The 15,236-nt window shown below is 32.8% G+C and carries 12 protein-coding genes; 3 read left to right on the top strand and 9 right to left on the bottom strand.

Annotated features, from left to right (window positions below; translation table 11 throughout):
* Window positions 1–84: 84 nt before the first annotated feature.
* The 6 genes from I6U48_RS09845 to I6U48_RS09820 form a co-directional block, all read right to left on the bottom strand.
* Entirely contained in the window at window positions 85–1,599 is a 1,515-nt protein-coding gene (locus tag I6U48_RS09845) for a sensor histidine kinase (protein ID WP_218320236.1), read from the bottom strand.
* A gap of 2 nt (window positions 1,600–1,601) precedes the next feature.
* On the bottom strand, window positions 1,602–2,285 hold the full coding sequence (locus I6U48_RS09840) for a response regulator transcription factor (protein ID WP_218320235.1): 684 nt from the start codon (window positions 2,283–2,285) through the stop codon (window positions 1,602–1,604).
* Window positions 2,286–2,484: 199 nt separating this feature from the next.
* A complete protein-coding gene (locus I6U48_RS09835; protein WP_246615278.1) occupies window positions 2,485–3,855 on the bottom strand; it encodes an autotransporter outer membrane beta-barrel domain-containing protein in 1,371 nt (456 codons plus the stop codon).
* 281 nt (window positions 3,856–4,136) lie between these two features.
* Complete coding sequence (locus I6U48_RS09830; RefSeq protein ID WP_218320234.1) at window positions 4,137–4,499, bottom strand: response regulator; 363 nt, start codon at window positions 4,497–4,499, stop codon at window positions 4,137–4,139.
* Between the two features lie 39 nt (window positions 4,500–4,538).
* Window positions 4,539–7,388 (bottom strand): response regulator, encoded by a 2,850-nt coding sequence (locus I6U48_RS09825; protein WP_218320233.1) that lies wholly within the window; start codon window positions 7,386–7,388, stop codon window positions 4,539–4,541.
* Window positions 7,389–7,404: 16 nt separating this feature from the next.
* The gene (locus I6U48_RS09820; protein ID WP_218320232.1) at window positions 7,405–8,475 is read right to left on the bottom strand and encodes an HD-GYP domain-containing protein; all 1,071 of its coding nucleotides are present in this window, start codon (window positions 8,473–8,475) and stop codon (window positions 7,405–7,407) included.
* 358 nt (window positions 8,476–8,833) lie between these two features.
* Here I6U48_RS09820 and I6U48_RS09815 point away from each other — a divergent pair, with 358 nt between their 5' ends.
* From I6U48_RS09815 to I6U48_RS09805, 3 genes are all read left to right on the top strand, one after another.
* Complete coding sequence (locus I6U48_RS09815) at window positions 8,834–9,247, top strand: MerR family transcriptional regulator (protein ID WP_218320231.1); 414 nt, start codon at window positions 8,834–8,836, stop codon at window positions 9,245–9,247.
* A 2-nt stretch (window positions 9,248–9,249) separates the two neighbouring features.
* Window positions 9,250–10,695, top strand: a complete 1,446-nt coding sequence (locus I6U48_RS09810; protein WP_218320230.1) for an MFS transporter — start codon at window positions 9,250–9,252, stop codon at window positions 10,693–10,695.
* Between the two features lie 104 nt (window positions 10,696–10,799).
* A complete protein-coding gene (locus tag I6U48_RS09805; RefSeq protein ID WP_218320229.1) occupies window positions 10,800–10,964 on the top strand; it encodes a hypothetical protein in 165 nt (54 codons plus the stop codon).
* 134 nt (window positions 10,965–11,098) lie between these two features.
* On the opposite strand, the gene I6U48_RS09800 is transcribed toward I6U48_RS09805, so the two are convergent.
* The 3 genes from I6U48_RS09800 to ilvD all read right to left on the bottom strand — a co-directional run bounded on the left by I6U48_RS09800 (window position 11,099) and on the right by ilvD (window position 15,229).
* Window positions 11,099–12,397, bottom strand: a complete 1,299-nt coding sequence (locus tag I6U48_RS09800) for an MFS transporter (RefSeq protein ID WP_218320228.1) — start codon at window positions 12,395–12,397, stop codon at window positions 11,099–11,101.
* A 122-nt stretch (window positions 12,398–12,519) separates the two neighbouring features.
* On the bottom strand, window positions 12,520–13,416 hold the full coding sequence (locus tag I6U48_RS09795) for a dihydrodipicolinate synthase family protein (RefSeq protein WP_218320227.1): 897 nt from the start codon (window positions 13,414–13,416) through the stop codon (window positions 12,520–12,522).
* Window positions 13,417–13,546: 130 nt separating this feature from the next.
* Window positions 13,547–15,229, bottom strand: coding sequence for a dihydroxy-acid dehydratase (gene ilvD, locus I6U48_RS09790; RefSeq protein ID WP_312890955.1), 1,683 nt, complete (start codon window positions 15,227–15,229; stop codon window positions 13,547–13,549).
* Window positions 15,230–15,236: the final 7 nt, after the last annotated feature.

The raw sequence follows: 15,236 nt of genomic DNA, 5'->3' as shown, positions 1-15,236 counted from the left end.
AAAAAACCGTATCAGATTTCTCCAATACGGTTATATATACTTCTGTGTTTTAATACTGATGCCGAATTATAACTTTGAAATTTCTTAGGATAACTTATCTGTTTTCAGTTCGAACCAAAAAGTACTTCCTGAACCTACCTGTGATTCTACTCCATAATTTCCACCATGCAGTTCAATAACTTTTTTTACGATGGATAAACCTAAACCAGTACCTATAATTGCACGTTTGTGTTTTTTGTCAACCTTATAATACCTATCCCAAATATATGGCAGATTTTCAGGAGTAATCCCATCGCCAGTATCAGTAACTTCAATTTTTACAATTCCATTCGAAGCAATTTGGCGAACGGTTATTATTTTATCTTCTCCAGTATAGTTAATTGCATTGATTAATAGATTATAAAGTGCTTGTGTTATCTTAGTTTCATCAGCACATATAAATACTTCTTTATCATGCACAAATGAAATTGAATACACATTCTTTTTAACAAGTTCTGCAATACGTTCTGTAGTAGTCTTAACACTATATGTAAAATTATATTTCGATAGACTTAACCTCTGCATTCCAGATTCAAGCTTTGAGATGTCAAGCACATCATTTACGAGCGTCTTAAGGCGCTGCGTTTCATCCATAATAACCTGTGTTTGATCTGGAGTAATCTCATCTGGAAAGTCATGTATCATTTCTGCATAGCTATAAATAAGACTGAGAGGAGTTCGCAAGTCATGGGATATATTTGCCAAGAGCTCACGCCTCAATGCTTCTGCTTTGTTCAACTCAACTGCGGCAGTATTAAGCGTATTAGAAAGTTCTGAGATTTCAAGAAAGCCCTTCCCATTAAAATGTATATCATAATTTCCACTGGCTAGCTGCTTTGCACTTTTATTAATTTCTTCAATAGGCCTTGAAATTCTTTTTGCAATGATCAAGGCAAGCAATACAGAGAGTATAAGCATAATTCCCGTAACTAAATATAATTGATATCGTAAAGTTTTTACTGTTGCATCTAATGGTGAAACAACTGCATTTATAAAGACAGCAATAGTTTTACCACTGCTGTTTTTTACAAGCTTAAGATACATTAATGATTGTGCAGGCTTCATATTAGCAGGTGGCAATTCTTGAACAAAATTTTTATTTTCAGTCAGCCCTTGCGGAGGCATATTAATAGGAGGTAATTCTCCAATAAAATTTTTATTTCCAGTTGGTTTTTCTGGAGGAGAATCTATAATTTCTTGATAAAAATCATTATTACTATCTTTAGCTTTTGAAATCATAGTAATTTTATCCTGTAAAGAGATTTTATATTTTGTATTTGAAGAAGATACAACATTTGTGCCTTCTAAAGAAGAAATTTCAATGTAAGTTTCTCCATCTCCAGAAATACTGGCAATTAAATCTGACACATTTTTGTTATCTATATTATTTGCTATGATATTTACATTCTTCTTAACCTCCAGTATTTTAACAACTCTATAAAAAGAATCTAAAAAAACAGTCTGAAACAACCATAAAATCATAATAAGTAAGGTACAAAACCCAAAAATGAAAGCAAAAACTTTCCACTTCAATCTTAGCTTATCTATGTTTAATTTCATACTTATCCCTCAAATCTGTATCCTACACCACGCAGAGTAACAATAAATTTAGCATATACTCCTAAGGAACGACGTAATAGCTTCATGTGTGTATCAAGAGTTCTATCATCACCAAAGTAATCATATCCCCATACCTCACTAAGAAGTCTTTCTCTAGGAATTACTATATTTTTATTTCGGATAAGACAAAAAAGCAACTCATACTCTTTTGGAGCCATATCGATAAGCACCCTATCAATTAATACCTTATATGCTGTCATATCTACTTCAAGACCTTCTTTTTTGAAAGTAACACGATCTTCATCAATTTCAGGTTGTATATTCTTCTTCACTCTTCTGAGAATTGCATTAACGCGCAGCATAACCTCTTTTGAGGAAAATGGCTTAACTACGTAGTCATCAATACCAATTTCAAAGCCATGAATTTTATCATACTCTTCTCCACGAGCAGACAACATAATAACTGGTACATCATATATTTTCTTTATTTCTTTAACTGCTGAAAAGCCATCAAGCTCTGGCATCATAATATCCATAATAATAATATTAAACTTTTCCTTACGACAAGCTTCCACAGCTTCCATACCATCACTGGCCTCCATCACTTCATGGCCCTCAAAAACAGCATATCTTTTAAGTACGGCTCTTAATCCGCTTTCGTCATCACATATCAGTATTTTTGCCATCAAGACTCACCTCCGTCTTTATTATAGCATTATAGATAACCCAAACAGAAAGTTAACTTATAAAAAATATTTATTGGTAACAGTTAACACAAATTAAATATTTTTTTAGAGGACAGAGGACAATTGACATAGGACAGTGAACGGAGGATTTTTCTCCGCTGCACTACGAAAAACCTTTAGTTCATCAGATATATTAATTCTACTTCAATGGAGTAAGATTACCACCATCAGATAATGTGATTGTCTTACCACCAATCCAACTGTTAGCACTGTTTGTTGCATCGTAATAAATAGTGTGTCCATTTGACTGGATGTTTGCCAAAGAAGAATCAGAGTCAGCTAAAGCCTGTACATAAGAATCTGAATTTACAACCCACTTGCTTGTAGCATCAAGATTAATTGTTACTTTTGCCAGTTTGTTATCAGTGTTGATACTGCCTGTAAAGGTAGTATTATTCTTTAAAGTCATTGAAACTGAACTAATTTTATCACAAATAACCTTACCACTTAAAGTTTCAGTATCTGCTGTAAAGTTAAACTTTCCGCCATTCTTTCCACTAGTACCCCATCTTTCTGTAGCACCTGCAGAGATAAGAGTGTCAGTAGTATTTGTAACTGCAACATTTTTAATATTTGCAACTGCATCAGTATTCGTTATGAAGAATAGTGCACCCGCTTTCGAAGATAATGAACCTCCTGTCATTGTAAAGGAAGCCGTTCCTGTTTCAGCATCCCCAGAAAAACTTTGATAAAGCATTACACCATTTGTCTTTTCACCTGAGATATTTACATTATTCAATGTAATGGAGTTTTTCCCTTCTACAACTGCTGCCTCTGAACCAGTTGCTTTGATTGTTGCATCAGCTACTGTGATTTTACCTGTGGAATAGATACCAGGGGAATCTTTACCTGTAGTTGCCATAGAACCACCCTTAACATTGATTGTTCCATTTCCTCTATCCGTGGCAATTGAAGCACAGTGTGTACCAGCTGTATTGATTGTCACATTAGTAGCATTTACTGTGCCATTCATCGTAGCATCAAGTCCACGTGAAGAATTCTTTGTGGTATTAATAGTAGTATCTGAAACATTGATAACAGAGCCATCACCTGTAGCAAAAATACCGTTGGAACCCTCAGCAGAAGTATTGATTTTGCTTCCACTTATAATAACTTTACTTCCTGCCTTGGCAACCAAACCTGCATTCAATCCATAAAAATTACTTTCATCCTCACTAGTAGTATCTCCACCTGTTTTATTTATTGTAGCATTTGACAGTGTCAAATTACCACTTTTGTTTGCCATAACTCCGGATTGGTTAGCACTTGTAGCAGTATAGGTTTCACCAGATTTTGAAGCTGTTTCACCGCTAACTGAGTAGGCAGCTGTTCCTGTAATAGTCGGTCCATTGCTGCCTATTCCACCACCTGGAGGTGTATCTTTTTGAGCACTATTTGTTGTTGTATTTGATGCTGTACTATTTGAACTCGAAGATAAAGCGCATCCAACAAAGGTCATTACACTTAAACATGCAGAAAGAATTAATATCATCATTTTCTTTTTTATCATTTTAAACACACTCTCTTTCATCAAGGTTTTACATTCATTTACTATGTTTTAAGTATACGATCCCTTTGTGTCTTTTAATTGTGCTCAAGCTGAACTTTATCTGAACTTTTATTTAATACAACATTACTTAAAATAAAAACCAGTATTTTTATGTCATCTAAATTGATAACATAAAAATACTGGTTGTTTATACCATTCTTTTATTAATCTAACATATGGGTATAATTTCTTTTCTTCTTTGATATAGTAAGACATCAAATATCCAATCTCCATAGACTTTGTTACGAATATAAAGCTAATGTCTTTAATAAGGTTTCTGTATTGATAGGTTTTCTAATGTAACTTCTAGCACCCAGGGCTATGCACTCATCTTTCACTTGTTGGTGTCCTACTGCTGACATAACGATTACAACTGCTTCAGGATCAATTTTCATTATATCCGTCAATACATGAATACCATCCATCTTAAGCTCAGACATATTCAAATCTAAAATTACAATATCTGGTTTTGCAAATTTGAAGGTCTCTATTGCGTCTTCTTTGTCTGAAGCTTCAAATATGTTATAAATGCCTTTTTTTTCAATAATCTTTTTTACAAACATTCTCATATATGATGAATTATCAACTATTAATACCTTTTTCATATTAAAAACTCCCTTATACACCTGATTTTTTAATATATTCTAGTGAAACAGATCTTTTATTTCATCAAAAAGTCTAACACATTCATCTGTTTCTTTTTTTGAAGCTGCCTCTTCTAGCTTTACTGCTAATTTATAAATAGAAACTACTCTCAGAGTTCCAGAAGAACCTTTCAGTTCATGAGTCAAATCCACTAATTTATCAAAGTCATTGTTGTCAATAGACTCTTTAATACCTCTTAATAAGTCAGGTAGATATTTTATATATTCTTCAAGTAGTTCTTTAGCATCATCTTTTTCAAGTCCTGTGCCTTCAATTAAGTAATGAATGTTATTATCTATCATGTTATTATAACCATCTACAAGCCCTCTATCTTTGGTATTCGCTTCTATCATACTAAACATAATGTCAAAATTAATAGGCTTACTGATATAATCGTCCATTCCCGATTCAATACATTTCTCTAAATCACCTTCCATGGCATTAGCAGTCATTGCAATAATTATAGTATGCTTTTTATCTCCTTCTAAGAGCCTTATTTTAGATGTACATTCGTATCCATCCATAATAGGCATCTGGCAATCCATAAAAACAATATCATAATCTTTTTCTGACACTGCTTTTAATGCTTCACAGCCATCCACTGCCACATCACAAGTCATATTATGGGTTTTAAGCATACTTATAACGATCTTACTATTCATTACATTGTCTTCAACCAACAAAATCCTTGGTTTCAATGTATTTTTAATTTCCTTAACTATGTGTTTCGTTATAACTTGCTTTTCTTCTTTGTCTTCTTTTTTAAGCCCCAATACTATAGCAATACACCCAAGTAAATCATCTCTTCTTACTGGCTTGCCCAAATACGATGAAAATCCATGCTCTTTTGCAATCCTAGCATCTCCTTTTTGAGTTAGAGAGGCCAAGAGTATTAATTTAATATCTTTTGTGAACGGCATTGTTTTTAATGTAGTTGCAAGTTCATAAGCATTCATATCTGGCATTTTATAATCTATAATAGCAATACTTATTTTGTTTTTAGTATTTGCATTTGAAAGAATTGTGGTAATGGCACTGGCAGCATCCTTTGCCTCAAATATCTTAAATCCAGTTCCTTGAAGATATGAACTAACAATTTTTCTATTATTTGTATTATCATCGACTACTAAAATATTTACACCATCAAGCTTTTCAAAGGCAAATTTCTCCTGTGAGGCTCCTTTTACAACTTTTAGTTTTACATCAAATTCAAATGTAGACCCTTTCCCCAATGTACTTTTAACACGAATTTCTCCGCCCATCATTTTGACTAATTCACTAGATATGGCTAGGCCAAGTCCTGTTCCTCCATACTTTCTAGTTGTAGAAGCATCTGCTTGAATGAAAGATTGAAAAATCTTGTTAATATTCCCCTTATGAATTCCAATCCCAGTATCCATTACTTCAAAATTAAGTACTGCTAGTCCATTTTCTTCTCCTAAATAATCAGCTGTAATAGAAATCTCTCCATGCTTAGTAAATTTTACTGCATTGCTTATAAGGTTATTTAATATTTGTCTCAGTCTTGATGGATCTCCGACGACTTCTTCAGGTACACCTGCTTTGATCATAGTATAAAGTTCAAGGCCCTTCTCTGCCGCCTTAGGGACAAGGAGTGAAACAGCATCTTCAATGGTATTTCTCAAATTGAACCCAATCTTTTCCATAGTTAGTTTCCCAGCTTCAATCTTTGAAAAATCCAATATATCATTAATAATATGTAATAATACCTCCGAAGCAGATTTTGCTTCACGTATAAACTCTTTTTGTTCTAAAGATAGATTGGTAGATTCCAATAACTCAAGAAATCCAAATATCCCGTTCATTGGTGTCCTTATTTCGTGAGACATATTTGCAAGAAATTGACCTTTAGCGATACTTGCTGCTTCTGCTTGCTCTTTTGCCTTATATAGTTCAGTTTCAGCAAGCCTCTGTTCTGTAATATCATCGGCAGTACATACAAGATACTTAATGTTACCACTCTCATCCCTCTCAGGCTTACTTTTGATTTTAAGCAACCTATTTTCACCTTGAAAGTTTTTAATCTCAAGCTCTTTTTCTCCTGGCTCATTCTTTTGAAATAATTCCCAATTGTTTTCAGAAAACTTATTTGCAGTTTCTATATCAAATATATCGTATAAGTCCTGATATTCTAAATCACTTTTCTTCTTTCCAAAAAACTTTGCATGAGCTTCATTGGCAGTTACATAAGAAGTAACATTACTTAAAGCCCATATCTGTGATTCTGAATTATTAAGTAAAATAGCCTGTCCATTAATTATCGCCTCATATGACTTTTCCTTTAAAATCTTTGATCTTGTATATGAAAAAGCCTTCGAAATATCTCTTAATACCTCGATTTCATCCTCTTCCCATGCCACAGATTTTGACAAACTTTCATATCCTACAAATCCAGTCAACTTATTTTCACTTCTTAATGGAATTATAAGAAAAGCCTTTACTCCTTCTTTTAAAAAAGCTTCAACTTCAAATATTGCTTCAGCAGGAAATTCCTCTAAATTGTTTATTGCAACAAAATTATTACTCTTAATCTTGCGAATTAACCATGGAAGAGTATAAACTACCTCTTCCTCTTGAGTTTCTCTTTTAGGACTTATACCTATCTTATTCCATTGAGATTCTATTTGCATAAAAGTAGGGTCTTTAGAAAAATAATAGATATAAATTCTATCCAGATCAAAAAATGAGCCGATTTCTTCCAATGATTTTTCTAGCTCAATCTGATAATTAATACTATCTAAATCTAAAAGCTTCTGGAAAGTATTGTTAATTAATTTCAGACAATCATTGGAATACTTAATATTTGTGCAATTGTCTTCACTCCCCATAAAATCCTCCCTAATTTTAAAGTTCACAGGTTTCTGTAATAAAAATAGTTAGTTCTTTTAACAAATCAATTTCATAAGGCTCTAAAAGTAACTTTCCATCCTTATCATATATAACTTTTACCACAGGTCTCGTTGGCATTGAATTGTTTTGCTTTACTACTAAACACTTTTCATTTGAACTTAGAATAACTCCGCTCCCTGTTGGAAAAGCAGCTATGTTCATAGTGAACTTTTTAACTATTTCCGCATCAAAATAAATGTTACTCATACCTATAAGATATTCAATAACTTCATGTACAGGTTTACTTTTTGACCTATTTCTACCTGATATCAAGTTATCAAACACATCACATATAGACACTATCTTTGCAATTTTGTTTATTTCATCACCTTGTAATTTTAAAGGATATCCACTGCCATCACTTCTTTCATGATGCATTAACGCAACTACCTTAACAGACGCATTCCAAATATACTGGTCTCCTAAAAAGTCATAGCCAACCTTTGGATGCATCAGCCTAGCGTATTCATCTAACTCTTCCTTATTTTTAAACTTTTCTAAAAGCTTCTTATCATTCGTAATTTTTATTTTACCTATATCATGTAGTAATGCGCCTGCTGCTATGTCTTTAAGCTTTAACATACTATATCCCATATGGGTTCCTATTATTGTAGACAATACGCAGACATTTACCGAGTGGGAATATATATTATTATCACTTGCACTTATTTCTGCAACATTTATCAAAACATTTTTGTTTGATAATACATCCTCAATCACTGAGTTCACCGACTTCATAACACTACTATTATCAGTTTTTCCTTCACGACAATGACTCTCTATCATTTCCTTAACAGCATGTTTGCTCATCTGTCTTGTCTTGTCAGAAATACTTTCTTCAATAATTACATTTTTTGATATATCATCATCAACATATACTGAACTAATTCCCAATTCTTTAATTTTATCAATATAATATGGTTTTAATTTTACTCCAACATTAAGTAAAACTCTACCTAATTCGTCGTAAATCTGCTTTCCAAGGATTTCATCTCCCTTTAGGTTTGAGACACTAATAACTCTCATATATACCTCCAAGTGAAATAATTAATTCTTTACTGGTTGGCCAAAGATTCTTATAAAAATAAAAATCTTCTGCACTAAAATATAGCATCTCTTTATCTACTAAAACTTAAAAGAAAAATAACATTAGTAACGATTATTATCTAAATATATTAGCACAATCTTATGCTTTTGACCACATAAAGAAACGTATAATCTGTATCACTTAGCAGCAAATTAACTTGAATACAATTAATACTCAATAAAATTTAGGATTTGAACTAAATAGATAATAAAGAAATCGTTTTTACTATGATTAGTTAACATTGACATTAACGTTAATGTTAATTAATATATAGAATGTAATTTAGGAGGCATGATAATGGACGTGAAGTATTATCAAATTGATGAAGTAGCAAAAATCACTGAACTTACTAAAAGGACTATTAGATATTATGAGGACATGGAATTATATACTACCATCAGAACTGATTCAGGTTATAGGCTATACACTGAAAAAGAAATTAATACTATAAAAGAAATTAAGGATTTGCGAATTAAACTGGGATTAAATTTAGCTGAAGTTAAACGAATAATAAAATTAAAAAAAGCTTTAAATGATATTTTTGAAGGTAAACAGACAGATATTGACGATATAAAAGATTCAATGTCAAAAATCATTGAGTTGGTCAACCTTGTAAAAGAAAGAGAACAAATATTAAAAAGAGTTGAAGAAAAATGTAATGATCACTTAGTAAAATTAAATTCAATACTGAACCAAATACAGGAGGAATAAGAATGAACAATAGTAGATACAAATGGATTGCATTAAGTTGCACTACCTTAGGTGCCTTGCTATCCGTTATGAGCGGTAGTACTTTAGTTATAGCTCTACCAATTATGATGAAAGATTTAAATGCAGGCATGGGAATAGTTACATGGATCCTTATGGGATATTTATTAATACTCACTATACTTGTACCATCAATAGGAAGAGCTGCAGATATAATAGGGAGAAAGAAATTGTATGTTAGTGGATTTGCTATTTTTACTATAGCATCTTTTTTATGCTCTCTATCACATACAGGTATGCAATTATTAATTTACAGATTAGTTCAAGGTATTGGCGGTTCATTAATGGTAGCAAATAGTACTGCAATAGTTACTGATGCGTTTCCAAAAAACGAATTAGGAAAAGCTCTTGGTATCAATAGTATGGTTATTAGTGTAGCTAATGTCATCGGACCTATTTTAGGTGGTTTCTTAGTTAACTTTGGTTGGAGGAGCATTTTCTATGTAAATATTCCAATTGGAATTTTAGGAACTCTATGGGCTGCAATTCAACTGAAAGAATTAACTAAGTTACCTGAAAAACAAAAATTTGATTGTCTTGGCACTTTTGTTTTCACTATTGGAATAATGTCATTATTAGTTTCTCTAACACTAGGCAGTTTCTTAGGATGGTTAAATGTTGTGGTCATTGGCCTGCTAATAGCTGCAATAATTCTTATGTTTATATTTGTTAAAGTTGAAAGAAAAGCAGAGTATCCAATGATCGATTTAAGACTTTTAAATACGAGAATACTAGCTTTTGCAAATGCAAGTAATTTCTTTAATGGTGTAGCAAGAGGAGCAGTCACCTTCTTACTTGTATTCTATCTACAAGGAATTAAAGACATGGATCCAATTTTAGCAGGAATATACTTAACTCCATTAGCTATTTCTATGGTTATTATTTCTCCAATAAGCGGAATACTTTCTGATAAATATGGATCAAGAACCTTAAGTTCCATAGGACTACTTATTTCAGCTGTTGGACTTATAGGCTTTATGACTATAAACTCAAATACTTCAATTACACTGCTTATTATATATATGCTAATTATGGGACTTGGTTCGGGATTATTCTTTTCACCTAATACTAATGCAATTATGGGAGCTGTACCAGCAGATAAAAGAGGTGTTGCCGCAGGGGTCAGAACTATGTTAAATACTTCTGGAAGCGTAATAAGCATAGCTCTCTCTATGGCTATAATATCTTCCAGTGTTACTCCAGAAGCAATGCAAGCTTTATTTGTAGGAACTCAGGTTGGTGCCCAAGGTATTGCTATAGGAAAGTTTATTGGTGGTCTTAGACTAGCCTTCGGTATCTCATTTGGTTTTAGTGTACTAGCTGCTATTCTATCCTATTTAAGAGGTCCAGAGCCAAAGTGGGATTCAGAATCAGAATTAGTGTCAGCATAGCTGATTAAATCAAAAGTATCTTCATTATTTTTAGAAGATACTTTTTTTGATAACATAAAAACTTATTATCTGTACAAAATAATTTAAGAGGTGGTGATTATAAAATGGATAATAAAAACATTGACTTTGATTCAGAGAAAAAAAATGATTTTTCAAGTTCTACCAATCAGAGTAAATTCCCTATCTCTAGTAAATATAAAAATGTTGAACCTCTTCCAGAATCATCACGCCCAAGACGTGATGGCCCTGGAGGAGAAGATGGAGAGTAATTTGTACTAAGTTAAATAAACAAGTGGCGATGTGTATAGTTACTCACGATCGCCACTTGTTTATTTAATTTTTGTCCTGATTTAATTTTCTCTATAACATCATTAATTCCTTTAAAGTTACATTAGCAACAATTCTAAAAGCTTTCTGAACTGTTTAATGTATTTGAATTTGTTTTTTTATCAAATTTAATTGATGCATTAATTAGGCATCCTATTATTATAGCAATTGTTAAAAAGTATATACTTACATTAGAATTTACAGCAACAGTTAACCATCCTACAAAATATGGTCCTACGAATCCGCCTAAATTTCCTAATGCATTTATAAATCCACGTGCACCGCCAGCTTCATCTGAACTAAAAATAAGAGGAGGCATCGACCAAAAACTACTGTTATATCCTTGTAAGAAAAATCCACATAGTATCAAAAATGTATATGAAACCCACATGTTGCTTTTAAATTGAACAGATAAAAATAATGATATTGCTAATCCAAGCATAGGTAATGCTGTAAAGAGCTTACGATTCATAGTCTTATCTGATAAAACTGAGAAAATCCATATTCCAAAAAGTGTTCCAATATAAGGAAAAGCAGATAAAATACCTATTTTACTTATTCCCGAATTTGTAAGCTGTTTTATCAATGTTGGAAGCCATAAAAAGAAGCCATATATTCCTACTTGATAACAGAAATAACTTGAAGTAAGTTTCCACAATTCTAAATTTGAATAAATACTATTGCCATTGTTAGAAGTCTTATTACTACTTTTTATTCTAGATTGTTCTTCTTTTAAGCTATTTATAATCCAATCTTTTTCTTCTTCAGATATCCACTTTGCATTCTCAGGACGATCACTTATTAATGGATACCATATTAGTATAAGTATAAGCGCTAAACATCCCTCAATTATAAACACCCATCTCCAACTTGAAAACGATATAATCCAGCCCGATATAGGTCCTGTAATAATAGATGCTATAGCAAAATTCATCATAAAAAATCCGTTTGCTCTTCCACGTTCTTTATTTGGAAACCAGTGAGAAATGATAACAAGAACTGCCGGCCATACTCCTCCTTCTCCAACTCCAAGTAAGAATCTTAAAACCAAAAGTTGCCAGGTTGAAGTTACAAATCCACTTGCTACTGAAAGCACCGCCCATGCAATAAGCGATATGCTTATAAATTTTTTCGCACTTTTCTTCTCAGCATAATTTCCGCCAGGAATTTGAAGTATCATATATCCAACGAAAAATATTCCCGAAGCTAATCCAGCTATAGTTGAAGTCATACCTAAAGCTTTGTCCATTCCTCCGGCTATTGCAAAACTTATGTTGGTACGATCCATAAATGCAACTATATATACAAGAATACATGGTGGAATAATATGTTTCCATCGTTCATTTGGAATCTTTTTATCATTAATATAACTCATAATTAATTTACGTCCTCCCTCATAACTTTTCTCAAGGAAAACCATAAAGAAGGTTCTCCTTAAGTTTTAAATATAATCATGATATAAATTGAATATTTCAACTTTTAACGTATAGGCTCCTATTATAATCTGTTGTACTCTTCAATTACATTGTCTAAAAGCCTCTCTGCCTTTTTATATGTTTCTTCTTGTATCTGATCAAATGGAAAAATAGCCCTTGTGGAAATCCCTATTCCACGATGCACCATTAACTTTTTAAATAAAAGAGAAAAATTTGAATCCATATCATAAAGTGGCATAAGCTTATGAATCAAATGAGACAAGCGTAATGATCTATCAAAGTCCTTATTATTAGTAGATTTAACCAAATCACTCCATATCTCTGGAACAATATTAGAAAGACCTCCAATACATCCATTACCACCAGATGAAATATTGTAAAGGAATTGATCGTCAAATCCAGAATACGCAGTAAATGCATGTCCTTCTGCTTCAAGACAAATCAAATTTGTATGATTTGGCTCTGAAACAGAATCTTTTATTCCAACAATATTGTTGTTTTCTTCTAAAAGCTTTCTAACTGTTTGCGGTGTAATAGAATGTCCTGTTCTAGCAGGAAAATTATAAATATATAATTCTCCATTCAATGCTTTAGCCAAAGTATTATAAAAAATAAATATTTTCTCCTGATCTAATCCATAATAATATGGTCCGATAACCATAGCTGCAGTATATCCCATAGAATGTATTTCATTAGATAATTCTACTGTATCCTCAAAATTCATACACCCTGTACCTGCATATAATTCAACACGTCCATTAGTATATTCTGAATAAAACTTAAAAAAGTCACCTTTTTCCTTCTTCGTTAGGCCTGTGAATTCTCCAGTTGAACCAAGGACAAGAATACCATCTACACCTCCTTCAATTAAAAAATCAATAACTTTTTTATTTGCCTCATAATCTGGATTTTCATGTTCATCAAAGATTGTTACCACAGGGGTAATTATTTTATACATATTAAAATATCCTTTCTTGATTATTAAATTATATATAGCTAATTAAAATTCTGAATTTCTCTATTAGCACAAAATTTGTGCTAATTATCTTTCAGAATTATTAGACATAAATTCTAAAGCATAAATTGCCTTAAAGGTCATCATATTTCATGATTGCTCCCTCAGAACCCGATGCTGCAATCTTACAATATAATCCTAAATATCCTCTCTTGAATTTTGGTTCTGGGCGTTTCCACTCTTTTAATCTACTAATTATTTCTTCTTCACCTACCATTAGATCTAAACTACGTTTTTCAACATCAATTTCTATTTTATCTCCATCTTTTATAATTGCTATTGGACCACCTTCTGCTGCTTCTGGAGATATATGACCAACAAAACACCCATTGTTCGTTCCACTAAAACGTCCATCTGTTATTAATGCTGTAGATTTTGACAATCCACGACCATATAAATATTTCATTGCTTTATACATTTCACGCATACCAGGTCCACCCTTCGGTCCTTCATAACGAATTACAACTACATGACCTGGATGTATTTTACCTTCTAAAATTGCTTCTTCTGCCTCTTCTTCTGAATTAAAGCAAATAGCTTCTCCTATGAAATGATGTAAACTCTTGTCGAATGCTCCTGGTTTTGTAATCCCAGTATCAGGTGCAATATTTCCACGAAGTACAGCAACTCCACCTTCATATCCGAATGGTTCCTGCATGGTTTTGATTATATTTGGATTTTCTGGATATTGATATATATGTTCTTTGATATTTTCCGATACCGTATGGCATGTCACAGTCATTTGGTTAGTATCAATAATTGTCCTCATTTCTTCCATTAACTTTATAACTCCACCTGCTTGATAAAAATCAATCATATTATATTCAGATGCAGGATTAATTTTGGCAAGCTGAGGTGTTGTCTTTGATAACTTATCAAATTCATCTAGTACATTAATGTCTAATTCAGCCTCATGAGCAATAGCTGTAAGATGCATTACAGCGTTTGTACTACCACTCATTGAAAGGCATATCTTAATTGCATTTCTCACGCTTTCTTCTGTAATAATGTTACGAGCTGTAATTCCTCTCTCTACCAAGTCAACAATCTTAATGCCTGTTTTTTCTGCAATAGCAAGACGTGCTGCAGATGCTGCCGGTATTATACCTCCATCTGGTAATGTCATACCCAATGCTTCAGATAATGAGCACATTGTATTTGCAGTTCCCAAATACGAGCATGAACCACAAGTAGGACACGCAAGGTTTTCTAAAGATACATATTCTTTCTCTGTAATTTTATTAGCAGTTAGCATCCCATAAGCTTCCGTACTTGAAGTTTGATCCGACTTACGTCCATCAAATACAATACCGCCTTCCATAGGACCTCCTGGTAACAATATACACGGTATATTAAGTCTTGCTGCTGCCATCAACATTCCTGGTACAATCTTGTCACAAGAACCTAATAACACAATACCATCGAATAAATTAATTTGAGCCATAGACTCAACTGAGTTTGCAATAAGTTCTCTTGACGGAAGAATATAATGCATTCCATCATGCCCTTGTCCCATACCATCACATCCGCCGATCACTCCAAACTCAACTGGTGTCGCACCTGCACGATATATGCCATCTTTCACTCGTTGTGCAACTTGACGCAAATTAAAATGACCAGGAACACATTCACTCCATGCATTGGCAATTCCTATCATAGGTCTTTTTAAATCATCTGTTGAGAATCCCATTGATTTCCACGTAGCCCTGTAATATTGGTTCTGTAATCCACAAAGAATTTTCTTACTTCTCTCCACAGTCTTA

Source organism: Clostridium thailandense (genome assembly GCF_019207025.1).
GTDB lineage: Bacteria > Bacillota > Clostridia > Clostridiales > Clostridiaceae > Clostridium_AM > Clostridium_AM thailandense.
The sequence above is the reverse complement of the archived record's forward strand: the minus strand, read 5'-3'. Positions and strand labels throughout refer to the sequence as shown.

Bases quoted from the DNA above. Each gene is read 5' to 3' on its own strand.
- I6U48_RS09795 (WP_218320227.1), bottom strand. From the start codon at position 13,416: ATGTATAAAATAATTACCCCTGTGGTAACAATCTTTGATGAACATGAA.
- I6U48_RS09835 (WP_246615278.1), bottom strand. From the start codon at position 3,855: ATGATAAAAAAGAAAATGATGATATTAATTCTTTCTGCATGTTTAAGT.
- I6U48_RS09800 (WP_218320228.1), bottom strand. From the start codon at position 12,397: ATGAGTTATATTAATGATAAAAAGATTCCAAATGAACGATGGAAACAT.
- I6U48_RS09840 (WP_218320235.1), bottom strand. From the start codon at position 2,285: ATGGCAAAAATACTGATATGTGATGACGAAAGCGGATTAAGAGCCGTA.
- I6U48_RS09825 (WP_218320233.1), bottom strand. From the start codon at position 7,388: ATGGGGAGTGAAGACAATTGCACAAATATTAAGTATTCCAATGATTGT.
- I6U48_RS09820 (WP_218320232.1), bottom strand. From the start codon at position 8,475: ATGAGAGTTATTAGTGTCTCAAACCTAAAGGGAGATGAAATCCTTGGA.
- I6U48_RS09815 (WP_218320231.1), top strand. From the start codon at position 8,834: ATGGACGTGAAGTATTATCAAATTGATGAAGTAGCAAAAATCACTGAA.
- I6U48_RS09845 (WP_218320236.1), bottom strand. From the start codon at position 1,599: ATGAAATTAAACATAGATAAGCTAAGATTGAAGTGGAAAGTTTTTGCT.
- I6U48_RS09810 (WP_218320230.1), top strand. From the start codon at position 9,250: ATGAACAATAGTAGATACAAATGGATTGCATTAAGTTGCACTACCTTA.
- I6U48_RS09805 (WP_218320229.1), top strand. From the start codon at position 10,800: ATGGATAATAAAAACATTGACTTTGATTCAGAGAAAAAAAATGATTTT.
- I6U48_RS09830 (WP_218320234.1), bottom strand. From the start codon at position 4,499: ATGAAAAAGGTATTAATAGTTGATAATTCATCATATATGAGAATGTTT.